We start from the raw sequence: 12,714 nt of genomic DNA, 5'->3' as shown, positions 1-12,714 counted from the left end.
TTGTCCTGCCGACGTTAGAACTTGAGCGCGGTCAAGTTAATGCCATAGGCGTCTGATTCCAGACTTCGAGTAATATTGAGCGGCTCACCGTGTTCGTTTTCAAAAACGGAACAGAGATCGATAAACTCGGTATTTGCAACCGGCGCCTTCTCTCGATCAAGCAGCAAAATGATTTTCGGGCGCAAACGGCGCGCTCGTGTGACCGCCACCACCACACCGACTTCACCGGTACTGAGTTCCACCAATGTACCCGATGGGTAGATGCCAATAGCCTGGATGAATTCCTCGATTAATTCGCCCTGGAAATCGATGTCTTTCCACTCATACAGTTTTTTAATGGCTTCGGCGGAGGAGATCGCCTTGGCGTAATAGCGATAATTGGTAATGGCATCATAGCAATCGGCGATGGCGGCGATGCGGGCGAACAGAGGAATATCGCTACCGGCAAGTCTATCCGGATATCCGGTGCCGTCAAAGCGTTCATGATGATGGATGATCATCATGCAGACTAAGTCATTAATGTCGCTTTTTTCTTTAATCGCTTGCAGTCCGATTGCTGGATGAGTACGAATTTCCTCGAGCTCTTCTTCTGAGAGACGATCTTTGCGGGTTAAGATGTCTTTGGGCAGTAGTGTTTTGCCTATGTCAAACAGGACACCACCAAGTGCGAGCAAGTTGAGATCGGCTTTGGGCAGCCCCAGCTGCCGACCTAAAGCAACACACCAGATGGCGCAGCCCAGCGCATGTCGAAAGTTATACTCATCACCACTTTTAATACGTGCCAGCCAAATACAGGCGTCTGGATTGCGAGTGATACTGTTAACCAGAGGGGAGACCGCCTGACGGATCTTGCCAATATCCAAGGAGGCAAGTTTGTCGCCTCCAAAGACAAGATCTTGTAGAACGCCTTCCAGATCGGTAAACGCCTGCAGGGCTCTTGGGTATTCCTCCTGCACAGAGGTTTCCTCAGAGTAGGTGGTCAATTTCCGACCTTTGAGTTCTTCGCTGATCGGACGACTGACGGAACGCTTTTGTAGTGTTTTTAAATGTGCCTGTACGTCGGAGCGTGATTGAGCCGCGTCGACGTGCACGTAATGGCAATACTTTTGCAAAGCGGCAAGATCTTCGACGCTCTGAACTTGAAAGCCTTGCATCAAAAACGGCGTTTCCAGCCAGGGACGGTCCAGATCGCTCACATACATTCCGATCTTTAGATGATCGCAAAGAACTCGGACAGTTTTGGCAGGCATTAATAACGATCTCTTACTTGCACTTTGGCTTTCAGTGACTGCCTGTACAGGCAGCGAAAACAGCAAACGGTGATTGTTTAAAGATAGTCTAAAAACGTCGCGGATACTTTTTAGTCATCAGGCCCTTTGGGACGACTTTTCTGAGATTGAGACGTACGTCAAACTCAAATTTGGCAGCTCTCCATAGAGTCAACTTATCGGCATTGGCAAATATTTTCTAATTAATTGCTAATTATAATGATATAGATGTCAGGATTTATATTTTGGAGGAATAGGCATCTACCGCACCTCGTACTTCTTCTTATAGAATTGCGCCGGATTCATACCCCCCTCTATACAATAAAAGGATAAAGTAAGTGAATCAGACCTTACGTAACACCTCAGAAGATATCGCTCCTGCGATCACGTTCAATGGCGACGCCGGTTACCACATTCAGGGTGATCGAGTGACAGTTTCAATCGCAGAGATCGCCAACAACCGTGCCTTCGGCAACCTCAGTGGCACCATCGCTGTAGAGTTGTGGGCACTGTCGACAAGCTATACCGATGGCAATTTTCAAGGCCAGGCGCTGGCAGCAACCACGATCGGCGAGCTGCAAGGACAGCACTGCCTGCGTCAATGTCAGTATGATTTAGTCTTTCATGCGCCAGCTGCCGGTGAATGGCATCTTTGCCTCATGATTCGCGAATGGGAGCAGGGCGGCTATGTGACTCGGGATTTTGTTAATTTCCCGGTTACCTATGTGGCATCTGAAAACCGTCCCGCAGTGACGAAAACGACTGATAACGTCATTGCGGTTGATTTTGGTGACGTTGCCGGTCGTGCAGAGCCCACGTCTGATGACCAGGAGCCTAAGACCACCGCGAAAAAAACCGTCAACGAGTCGACGGCAAAAAAAGTGGTTAAGCCCGTTACGGTCGAGGCTGACGTCAAACCGGCAATTCAAAAAACCGAAAGGGCGCCTAAAGCGTCTACCAAGGTATCTGTTAACCAAGCGTCTCTTGCTGAGCTGGAAGGCGTTTCCGGTATCTCTAAAAAACTTGCGAAGAACATCGTTGAAAGTCGTCCGTTCAAGCGACTGGAAGAGTTATTGAAGGTTACGGGAATGGGCAAAAAGCTGTTGAAAAAGCTCGAGTCAAAGATCGAACTTTAAGACTGTTCTTTGACGACATTCTTCCCCAGTGTCATCCGGGTAGCCGCTTATGCGGCTATTTGTCCTGGTATTGTTCTGAGTCTTTTTCTGCCGCGCTAAATGGTGTACGCCAATCAGTTAGGAGCGTGCTGAGTCACTCGCTAGCGGACAAACAAGCTGCCCAGGTTCTGTAACTGACTTTGCGACGTATTGCTCAAACTATCGAGATAGGCGTTAAGTACCTGCGGGATAGGCTGACCGGATTGCCAGCTTGACAGCAACTTTTGCAGAGCGGTTTGCGTGCGGCCGGACAGGGCCCCTCCGAGAGGATCCTGTAAATCACCCGCCATTTTGGCGCAATACAACTGCTTGGATTGATGGTTTGTTTCCAACAGATCCAATAAGTAGGACGCGGCTGAACGAAAGGCCTGCTCTGTCAAGGGTTGCTGTTGGCAGGGTTGAGAATACCAGGCGCACAAAAATTCAATCGGGCCTAGCGAGCGAACCTGACTCAGAGGGAGTTCTGTACCTGGTGAATCTTGGGTTCCCCAGGCGGACAGGCGACCACTGGGAAGGCGACCCGTTTGCAGAGCTTTAACAAGCGCTTCGGTCAAAAGGCTTTTGGCCGAACGATCTCCGCCAGCAGAAATTAAACATAAAATCTGTAAAAAAGCGGGGTAGAGGTCGTCACCGAGCTGTTCGGCCAAGTGCTCAATCAACTGCACCCGCTCCTCTACACCGGGAAGTGCGAGGCACCCGCCAACAAGGTTGCTGGCAGCGCTTTGCCAGTCCGGGCTGGAGTTTAATCTGCGAGCCATGATACGGAAACGCTAAGGTTCGGCGTGGGTGATCGGCGCCAAAATAGCCGCTGCAATCTGTTGAATATCCGCAGTTGCAGGGAAAGCACCCTGATCAGGCGTCAGCTTAGTTTGGCTGAGGAGGCCTAAGGATGAAAACCAGTCGTTGGGTGTATTTACGTGGTACGCTGAGTAGCCCGCACCCGCCGGTAGGGAGCTCCCGCTATTACTAACGTTGCTGGTATCAGAAACATCTGCGCCAGAAACACCATGAGGCCCGACGCTTGCGTAGTGATTTACAGTATTCATCTAGTAGAAGCCTTCGCCTGATTAAACGACTCCTGAGTGAAACAGCTTCCTGCCTGCCAGCTTTACAGCCTTGCCTTCCAACTCATACCGTATTTCAACGACTGGGGGGAGATCACCGATCGGAAAGGGAAATCCTCTGTCGCGACATACACCGTTCAACGTCATTCCGGTATAAGCAATTGGAAATCTCAAGATACCTCCAGTGTACCCATACCTTGCAAGTCAGGCCACTGGGGAAAACCCATATCGGTATTTGCTAGATTTGGTGTGCTACCCATGTGCGTGGGAGCTACCTTACGTCGATAACCTGAATGCCGGGTGTAGACGTTGTAGCCATTCAATCGGTAAAGCCAGAGGCTCAAGGTGCCTCTGGTTTATGGCGTGAGTTGACGAAGAGTCACGACTCTTCCGTTTGCACAGTGCCGAGCTTGAGGGCTTTTGACTTCATCAAATGCTTACCCTGCACCTCATCAATCGGCTCTAAACTAGAGAGACCAACCAAACCCACGAATTGCTTGAGGAACACAATATCGCCCGCATTTAATGTTATCTCCGCTCTACCTTCAAAGGCGGCGCCGCTGCGGATGCGATGCTCACCGGGTGGCAGCTCGATGCTTATATATTGACCGGATCGTGTGTACCCAATTTTACTTCTCTTGTCAGCTTCTTCAACATAGATGAAATTGGGCGACATTCCCGCAAGATACACTTCAGGCCCTGGCCGTAAAATGTAGACCATCGCTTGGCCATCGGCCGGTAGCTGTGGCAATTGATAGCCGGCTATCTCAGCCCGCATCGTTTCTGGCGCTGGGGTGGTCGCGCATCCAGCAATAAGCGCAATTGAAGCAACGAAAATGAACGCAGCCATACGGCGAACGAACGACATAAGGACTCCTTAATTCTTGCAGTAATTATGAGAAACATCGCGCAGGAACCTTATGAGTTCAGGCGCTGACATAATGAATGACAGCATTCTTAGAGCAGGGACTTACGCTGGATCAAACGTTCTTCTTCTGTGCTATCACGAAAAAATACCGACCAGGTAAGATCGAAACTTATCACCAAGCAGATTGGTATTAATGAAAACAAATCAATTCTGTAGAGGCAAAATAGCTGCGATACTGACGAGGTTTCAAGCCTAGTTAATCCTCTAAAAGCGAACCACTGGGGAAAACCCAGGCACAAAATCAGTGAGGTTATGCCTGCTTCACTCTAATGCCTGGAGTCAACGTTCTGACTGAAGGTGAAGGGATGCTGTGATTGGATAGGTAAGCCACGCTAGACTTAGCCTTAAAGAGCATTAAGGCAAACACTTTGTTCTTTATCTTTAATCAGCACTCAAACAGCCAAAGGCAGATTTTTATGTATTCGGATGGCAGGTAAAAATGATGTCTTCAAAGCAACTCAACAAAATCAGTAAATTTTTGATTTTAGTCTTACGCCATAAGCCAGAATCTATAGGGCTTACCCTTAATCAACACGGCTGGGCAAACATAGATGAGTTGATCGATAAAACTAATGTTACCGGAGAAACGAACAGCTTGGACCGGGCTTTAATACAGGCAGTTGTAGATGATAACGATAAAAAACGCTTCATTATTTCTGACGATGGCCAACAAATTAGAGCTCATCAAGGTCACTCGATTGATGTTGATTTGCAGCTAAAACCAATAACACCACCGGAGTTTTTATACCACGGTACGGCTACTCGTTTTCTGGATAGCATTTTGAAAGAAGGATTAAAACCGCAGCAGCGTCAACATGTGCATTTATCTACGGATATTGAAACTGCTACCGCCGTTGGTCAGCGATATGGCAAGCCGGTTATTCTAGAAATTAAATCTCAGGCAATGCATAAACAGGGCTTTGTGTTCTATCGGTCGGAGAATGGCGTTTGGCTAACAGCTACGGTTCCAGTTCAATTTATCCGTATATTTTAATGCGCATTCATATCTTTCAGGTGAGTTTTCGAACACATCAAGCTCGAATGTTCGGGTGTATTAAAATTTGTTGTTTTGGGTAATTTCAAATATACGACGAAGTTCTAAATGCGGTTAATCAATAGAGAGCCGTCGCTATTTGGCTAGGAATAAGCCGGGCCGAGTAAGCACTGAAAGAATCAGCGTATAATGTTTGATATCTCTAGCTGTACAACAGTGGGGGGTAAATTGTTAAACACACAGTCAACCGGCTATCTGCCAGCAACGGGTGAACCATGACCATTCTTACCCAACAGATTCGCGCTGTCTATGACGATAAAACTATTCGTATCTATCAGGCTTACAGCGATGCGATAGCAAACTCTGCTTTAGAGCACGGCACGTTCAAGTCGCCGCCCTTCAAGATGGAACGCATGACGTGGATTAAGCCATCTTTTCTTTGGATGATGTACCGTTCTGGCTGGGGTAAAAAAGACAGCGGCCAAAAACGCATTCTGGCCATCGACATTACAAGGGAAGGTTTTGAGTGGGCGCTGGAACATAGCCTGCTTAGCCATGATGCGCATAATTATAAAGACAAAGAAGAGTGGCTAAAAATTAAAAAAGCAACTCCCGTTCGCATCCAGTGGGATCCCGAACGGGATTTGCATTTGCAGCCATTGGAGCATCGCGCCATTCAGATCGGGCTCACCAATGAGGCTGTTCAGCTCTATGTGAATGAGTGGATTCAGAATATTACTGATGTTACCGAACTGGCATCAGAGATTCACTCACGTGTAGAAGAGAACAAACTAGTAGACGCTAAACAGTGCCTACCAAAGGAGATTCCGTACACGATTCCTGATGACATTAGTAAACATATAGGCAGATAGCCCTATTACCATTTAGAAACATCATCAGGAGGCGCAATTTTTTCACATAAACTTTGAACACCCTCGAGGGGGTTCGATAATAAGAGAGATGGATTACGTACACGTAAAGCACCTTTATTTATAGGTTATTTACGTGAAATTCAGAGCATCCCTAATATTCAGTCTGTCGCTTCTATTAATATTAGGGTTATTGCTTTCATCAATGACAATTAAGAATTTACTTGTCTTTTTTGGATTTGGATTATTTCCTCCTTGCACCCTCAAAACAGCCGTAGTTTCTTCAACACTGTTTGCAACTATACCTCAAGACCTTCCGCCAAATTCGCGAATCGACTGTAACAATCAGCTAACTGAACATTATTTGCTAAGTCTCCTTCTACAAATAAGCGATCTAGTCTTATTCGGCCCAACACGGCATATTGAGTCATATTTTTAACTTGGCTAAATGTGCCTTCAAGCTCCCTCAAAGCTACAACAGCATTTTCGCTAGAACCAGACTCTTGCTTTAGAATCTGTTCTAGCAATTGCGCTTCTGTTTTTAGCCTGTTGAGTTTATCTTCTAGCATATCATTGACCCGTTATGTAACGATTTAGAGGCTGAGCTTCTGTAAATAAATCACGACTTGTTACTAATGTTTGAACCTCTCCACCGCTTCTCAAGTGCTCTCCACTGTTAACGGAGAATTTTGCAATCTGGCTTTGGAAAACATCAACATTACTTTTTGCCGTAACTGAATATAACTCAAAACTGCTTGGAATTTGTGGCAATCCAAGCATTTCTCCAATAGCTTGAGGATTATTAGGCAGGCGCTCCAGTACATCCCCGGTCACAAAGTATGGAGTTGACCCATTCGGTGGAGACCCAGTTGGAACTAGTTTAAATAGTTGATCACCTTGCCGTAGTGATACTGTGGAAGGTAAGTCTACGCCAGATTCCAGCATATCCCTGGACATACGCAATGCCCTATCTGGGGACATACCCGCTTGTTGCAAAGATTCAAACATTTGCTGGCCAGCTTCATATTCTCTTGGGTCGCTGATTTCCATCCCCAAGGCTCTGGAAGTATTCCAATTAACTTCTGCTGGAGATACTAAAGCCTTGTTTGGAACAACAACCCCAACCGCCTCTGCATCATAACTCAGTTTTGAGGCATCAGTAACCTCAGCACTTTTGAGAGGAGATAGGCCTGTAGCTCCGCTTTCACTAACGTTTATCGCGCTGCTTGACAGCTTGCCATCCTGTATCAGCTTGTTGATATCCGCGCTGGCGTCTAATGCATTAACAGACCGGCTGGAGAAGGTTCTCCCGGCAGCAACAAGACTGCCACCCGCACTGCCCAGGCTTAAGACAACTTCACCGATGGCAGCCTGTCCGGGACTGAGTCCTGCGGCTTGCAGCCCTTCATTGAGGAAGGTGTTTTGACTTTCTCCACTGAAGGCCGTGCGGAAACCGGCCTGAGCATTGTCAGCACCATTCGCAGCGAGGGTGCCGAAGCCAACGGCCCCAATAACCGTGGGGCTGCTAAAGAATCCACCTACGATGCCTACGCCGGTTTCAACCACACCAAAGGTTCCCTGTACAACACCACCGGCGCGAGTAAAGAATTCCTGTCTTTCCTGAGTTTGACGTAGTGGCGTAATCAATACGTTTTGAATAACGTCACGCCGGGTGATGTCATTGTTTTGGTAGGCGTTTTCCGTCTCCAGGAGATTGGCCAAGCCTGGGAGAGGAATAATTAAAAAAGGCTACACTGTGAGGTTTTTTTAAAGAAATTTTGAATGGTTCAAAACACATCAAACCAACTGATCAATTATCATCAATCTAAAAAACTGAAGCCTTCAAGCTTTTTCCGGGAGAGATAGTAAGCCAAGTATTCGTCCATTTTTTTTCTGGGGTCTACTAGCTCGGTTATGACATCCATATTTCGGCCTTTAATATGAAACACTCTACCATCACAAGCTTTTTCATTAATAAATAATGCATCTAAGCTCTCGGTCAATAGCCAGAATCGAAGATCTTCTCTTTCACAACCGATGGAACTAACAAGTTTCTCGACATCCTTTCTTGATGCACCACTACCTTGTTCATAGTCTTCAAGATCTAACCGAGCTGAATAACGAAAGGGAGTATTCCACCAATCCATAGGGCAATAGCTGTTGTCCGTCATACAGAAAGAGTTAAACCATCGATAAATTTCCTTCCAGCTAGTAGGAAGCATATGATAATCCTCATCAAAAATTTGTCCCTCTTTTTCAACAAACACAGGCTGCAGCAAAAAGAATAAATTATTGTCAGAAGATTGAACAACGATATATGAGACCCATTCTCTAGCTCCCTTTTGTATCGCTAGTTTAGGTTTATTCCAAACAGTATCGATAACACGAGCGGTAGATTCGAAGCTTTTGCTAAATAAGGGAAAAATATCAGTAAAAGTGCCGCCTATACCGGCTAATATGCTTTTGTCTATATGAGATAATGCCTCTTCGGGTATGTCTTTCTGGTGAGCACAGATAAAAGGATATGATAAATTCATTTTACATTTTACCGATATTTAATTTGTAGAATTCATTAATGCGGCGCTGAATTGATCGTTCGACATCAATTTGGACGTCCGTTAAATTTCGCACATACTCTGAATCTAAACTATTTTTCTTATAAGTTGACCAGCCAATCTTCGAACCTTTAGATGAGTTGAAATGTTTTGGTAAAGGTTGGAGGTTACCAACATCTATCCGATCATGAATAATTAGTATTTGCTGCTCAGTTGTCAACTTATTGAACTTGGGCAATCTCATTATTTCTTTTACAGGATAGATATGATCAACTGCCATTGTTTCATTCACCGGGGCTTTCTTGAACGTATTGCTGACAGGATCCAGATATCCCATGTCTTGAAATCTTTGGCTAACATCAGTTGGTACTGTACGAATGACCTTCCCATTGATTATCGCGCCACCTTGACCAAATAAATTATCTACCTCTTGCCCTACAAAAACTTTGCTGGTGAAGGTTCTTCCAGCAGCAACAAGACTGCCACCCGCACTGCCCAGGCTTAAGACAACCTCACCGATGGCAGCCTGTCCGGGACTGAGGCCTGCGGCTTGCAGCCCTTCATTGAGGAAGGTGTTTTGACTTTCTCCACTGAAGGCCGTGCGGAAACCGGCCTGAGCATTGTCAGCACCATTCGCAGCGAGGGCGCCGAAGCCCACGGCCCCAATAACCGTGGGGCTGCTAAAGAATCCACCTACGATGCCTACGCCGGTTTCAACCACACCAAAGGTTCCCTGTACAACACCTCCGGCGCGAGTAAAGAACTCCTGTCTTTCCTGAGTTTGACGTAGTGGCGTAATCAATACGTTTTGAATAACGTCACGCCGGGTGATGTCATTGTTTTGGTAGGCGTTTTCCGTGTCCAGGAGATTGGCTAAGCCTGGGGTAGGGCTGCGGGCTGCTTTGCGGGGTGAGTCTGGGGTTAAACCCAGAGAGATGGATCACGGACACACGTAAAACATCTTTATTTATATGTAGTACGCTAAAATCAGGAAAGCGCTCTACACCACCAATGCCGTTGAGGCTAAAATCAAAAGCCCAGCACTCCACCGGGCCTTTTAACTAAACCAGCGTAAAAGCGCCATTGCTTTGAGTAACGACTTTTAACATCTCATCATTCAAGTTAAATGACGGGTTAAATTTGAAGTTACCTTTGAGTAGCTCTATTCGTTTTTGTAGCAGAGGAAATTTCTTTTCTTGGCAACAATTATCAAGATATTCCCACTCGTCTGAGGCTGTAAAAAAGCGCTCCCATTTTTCGTCTAGCGCTTTCACCTCACTGGATTGCAGCTCATCATCCAACTGGGATAATTCTTTATTAAAGGTTTCAACCCATGAGGATGGCAAAGAGCATTTTAACCCAGCTTCAACAACTCTTTTGCTGTAAGACCTAGCTCCAACTTCCGTGTAAACAGCCGATAAAAGCAACCATGCCCTAGCAACTCCATCTTGGAGAATAGGCTTACCCTGTAAATCATCAATAAGCTTAGAATCCGACAGACACCGCAAATAAAATCTCGCCTCATCTGTAGCCAAATCATACCGCCCCTGCCTTGCCAACAAGTCCGAGTAAAAAACTCGGACAGGATGAAGAGATTGCGGATATCTCTCTAAAAAAGTAGGTATAAATCTAAACGCTTCAGTAATATTTTTTTCAAATACAATACCAAGCGCCCATGCCAACTCGTGCTCTCCGACACCATCATTGGCAAGCGAAGTTTCCAAACCATTAACAACATCAGCAACATTATCGGAAGCTAATGCTTGTTTGATTAAATTTTCTAAATTCGACATAACTACTCTCTACAGGCGGAAATATCTATCCAAAGCACATATAGGCTCTCATCCGCCGTTCTCCAACCTAACGTGGCATATTCATTAGTATTGCTTTAAGTTGCTTTTCTCTTCCATTCTTTACACACCAGATTGGTGATTTTCCCTGCAAAGCAGGAACTTTAGCAGACAGCCATTGCTCCGGATCAAGACAAACCTGAGATACAACCATAGCAAGCATCTCATCTCCACCAACCAAAGCTAAAAGCTCATCTTTTCGTTCAAACTCAGACCATTTCTTTTCAAAAAGCTTGGCAAAATTTTGCCAAGCTTTATCGCCTAAATAACTGTTATCATTCATCGCACTCAAACCTATAAACCATCAAAAAGAATAATATTAGCTCCTCCCTTATCCCTAGCAGATGGCACTAATAAGCCAGAATAACCCTCCCTTTTAGCCCAATCACCGATATCATGAGTCAATTGATAGTTATGGCTAATATCAATAAGGTCGCCCCGATTAACATTCATCTGATTTCTAACTTGATTCTTTCTCAAGTCCAGCAAATTACTTTGCTTTATATCTTGAGTCACAAGAACACGGCCATCTAGCGCACCATAATGACTTATCTCGGCCCGAGCTGTAGCTTCTGTTGTACCCGCATAAACACCTCCATTCCCAGGTTGGGTATAACGATGATTAGACGCGACATTCCACTCATGCGCCTGCCAGGTACTTTCTAAACGATTTGGATCATTAACTTCGTACCTATAAATACGACCTTCATAGGTAGAACTTTGAGGTTTGAAGGAAGGTGAAACCCAATCAGATTTCTGCAGATGAGGGCCTACAAAATTCGGGTCGTATACATCTCCTGAATATGGCGCGCTGTGGGTATATTTGTTTGAAACAACACTCCCATCAACAACCCCAACCGCCTCTACATCATAACTCAGTTTTGAGGCATCAGTAACCTCAGCACTTTTGAGAGGAGATAGGCCTGTAGCTCCGCTTTCACTAACGTTTATGGCGCTGCTTGACAGCTTACCATCCAGGATCAGTTTGTTGATATCCGCGCTGGCGTCTAATGCATTCACAGACCGGCTGGAGAAGGTTTTCCCGGCAGCAACAAGACTGCCACCCGCACTGCCCAGGCTTAAGACAACTTCACCGATGGCGGCCTGGCCGGGGCTGAGTCCTGCGGCTTGCAGCCCTTCATTGAGGAAGGTGTTTTGACTTTCTCCACTGAAGGCCGTGCGGAAACCGGCCTGAGCGTTGTCAGCGCCATTCGCAGTGAGGGCGCCGAAGCCAACGGCCCCAATAACCGTGGGGCTGCTAAAGAATCCACCTACGATGCCTACGCCGGTTTCAACCACACCAAAGGTTCCCTGTACAACACCACCGGCGCGAGTTAAGAATTCCTGTCTTTCCTGAGTTTGACGTAGTGGCGTAATCAATACGTTTTGAATAACGTCACGCCGGGTGATGTCATTGTTTTGGTAGGCGTTTTCCGCCTCCAGGAGATTGGCTAAGCCTGGGGTAGGGCTGCGGGCTGCTTTGCGGGGTGAGTCTGGGGTTAAACCCAGAGGGGTTTCTTCGAGGATATCGAATGCCTGCCGTGCCTTCTTAGGATCTAAACCCAGGGTTTCAACGGCGGCATCAAACTGCTCACCCTCTAAGTTGGCGTGGACGGCTTCCAGCATTCCGTAGAGCTCAGCATCCGGGGAAAGCTCTGTTTCCGGTGAGGGTTGCGCTGCTTGGGTGCCGTCGCGGTAGGTATTCCCGTTTTCGGCTACTTGTTGCAATATGTCGGTGACCTGATTTTGGTCTGAGCCAATCTGATCGGCCGTTACATTGGCGTCAAGGATAAAGGTATCCTGAACACCACCAATACCTGCGCTTTCACCAGAAAAGTCATTCAGTTCAGTCATGACGGCATCGGCTTCTGCCAGCGCGTTATCCAGCGTTGCCTGTGTTGACAGCTGATCCAGAGTTGATTGTGTTTCGGGATCCAGGCTCGGAATATCAAACCCGGCTGCGGCTAGGTCGGCATCATCAATGCTAAGATCGTCGAGGTTGAGCTCCACA

15 protein-coding genes are annotated in these 12,714 nt (G+C 46.5%); 3 read left to right on the top strand and 12 right to left on the bottom strand.

The annotated features are described in order from the left end of the window. Positions 1-14: 14 nt before the first annotated feature. Entirely contained in the window at positions 15-1,250 is a 1,236-nt protein-coding gene (locus ACXAFR_RS13420) for an HD-GYP domain-containing protein (protein WP_475177694.1), read from the bottom strand. 356 nt (positions 1,251-1,606) lie between these two features. Here ACXAFR_RS13420 and ACXAFR_RS13415 point away from each other — a divergent pair, with 356 nt between their 5' ends. Beyond that, positions 1,607-2,404: a helix-hairpin-helix domain-containing protein gene (locus tag ACXAFR_RS13415; RefSeq protein WP_475177692.1), complete on the top strand. Its 798-nt coding sequence runs from the start codon at positions 1,607-1,609 to the stop codon at positions 2,402-2,404. A 140-nt stretch (positions 2,405-2,544) separates the two neighbouring features. Here ACXAFR_RS13415 and ACXAFR_RS13410 read toward each other — a convergent pair whose 3' ends face one another. The 4 genes from ACXAFR_RS13410 to ACXAFR_RS13395 all read right to left on the bottom strand — a co-directional run bounded on the left by ACXAFR_RS13410 (position 2,545) and on the right by ACXAFR_RS13395 (position 4,375). Further along, entirely contained in the window at positions 2,545-3,201 is a 657-nt protein-coding gene (locus tag ACXAFR_RS13410; protein WP_475177691.1) for a hypothetical protein, read from the bottom strand. A 12-nt stretch (positions 3,202-3,213) separates the two neighbouring features. Further along, complete coding sequence (locus ACXAFR_RS13405; RefSeq protein ID WP_475177689.1) at positions 3,214-3,489, bottom strand: hypothetical protein; 276 nt, start codon at positions 3,487-3,489, stop codon at positions 3,214-3,216. 21 nt (positions 3,490-3,510) lie between these two features. After that, on the bottom strand, positions 3,511-3,681 hold the full coding sequence (locus ACXAFR_RS13400; protein WP_475177687.1) for a hypothetical protein: 171 nt from the start codon (positions 3,679-3,681) through the stop codon (positions 3,511-3,513). Positions 3,682-3,886: 205 nt separating this feature from the next. Next, positions 3,887-4,375, bottom strand: a complete 489-nt coding sequence (locus tag ACXAFR_RS13395; RefSeq protein ID WP_475177686.1) for a hypothetical protein — start codon at positions 4,373-4,375, stop codon at positions 3,887-3,889. Between the two features lie 499 nt (positions 4,376-4,874). On the opposite strand from ACXAFR_RS13395, the gene ACXAFR_RS13390 reads away from it, so the two are divergent. Both ACXAFR_RS13390 and ACXAFR_RS13385 read left to right on the top strand, forming a co-directional pair. After that, positions 4,875-5,429, top strand: coding sequence for an RNA 2'-phosphotransferase (locus tag ACXAFR_RS13390; RefSeq protein WP_475177684.1), 555 nt, complete (start codon positions 4,875-4,877; stop codon positions 5,427-5,429). A 275-nt stretch (positions 5,430-5,704) separates the two neighbouring features. Then, positions 5,705-6,301: a DUF4291 domain-containing protein gene (locus tag ACXAFR_RS13385; protein ID WP_475177682.1), complete on the top strand. Its 597-nt coding sequence runs from the start codon at positions 5,705-5,707 to the stop codon at positions 6,299-6,301. Between the two features lie 296 nt (positions 6,302-6,597). Here ACXAFR_RS13385 and ACXAFR_RS13380 read toward each other — a convergent pair whose 3' ends face one another. The 7 genes from ACXAFR_RS13380 to ACXAFR_RS13350 form a co-directional block, all read right to left on the bottom strand. Continuing rightward, positions 6,598-6,867, bottom strand: coding sequence for a hypothetical protein (locus ACXAFR_RS13380; RefSeq protein ID WP_475177681.1), 270 nt, complete (start codon positions 6,865-6,867; stop codon positions 6,598-6,600). A gap of 1 nt (position 6,868) precedes the next feature. Then, on the bottom strand, positions 6,869-8,020 hold the full coding sequence (locus tag ACXAFR_RS13375; protein WP_475177679.1) for a hypothetical protein: 1,152 nt from the start codon (positions 8,018-8,020) through the stop codon (positions 6,869-6,871). A 98-nt stretch (positions 8,021-8,118) separates the two neighbouring features. Beyond that, positions 8,119-8,835: a hypothetical protein gene (locus tag ACXAFR_RS13370; protein ID WP_475177677.1), complete on the bottom strand. Its 717-nt coding sequence runs from the start codon at positions 8,833-8,835 to the stop codon at positions 8,119-8,121. Position 8,836: 1 nt separating this feature from the next. Next, on the bottom strand, positions 8,837-9,574 hold the full coding sequence (locus tag ACXAFR_RS13365; RefSeq protein ID WP_475177675.1) for a hypothetical protein: 738 nt from the start codon (positions 9,572-9,574) through the stop codon (positions 8,837-8,839). A gap of 340 nt (positions 9,575-9,914) precedes the next feature. After that, positions 9,915-10,646, bottom strand: a complete 732-nt coding sequence (locus ACXAFR_RS13360) for a hypothetical protein (RefSeq protein ID WP_475177674.1) — start codon at positions 10,644-10,646, stop codon at positions 9,915-9,917. Between the two features lie 67 nt (positions 10,647-10,713). Beyond that, positions 10,714-10,986: a hypothetical protein gene (locus ACXAFR_RS13355; protein WP_475177671.1), complete on the bottom strand. Its 273-nt coding sequence runs from the start codon at positions 10,984-10,986 to the stop codon at positions 10,714-10,716. A gap of 11 nt (positions 10,987-10,997) precedes the next feature. Continuing rightward, positions 10,998-12,714, bottom strand: a 1,717-nt coding sequence (locus tag ACXAFR_RS13350) for an RES family NAD+ phosphorylase (protein WP_475177670.1), incomplete at its 5' end; no start/stop codon positions are given.

This window comes from Pseudomaricurvus sp. ABR4_320 (assembly GCF_056159445.1).
Note: the sequence above shows the minus strand (reverse complement) of the source record. Positions and strands in the feature narration are given on the sequence as shown.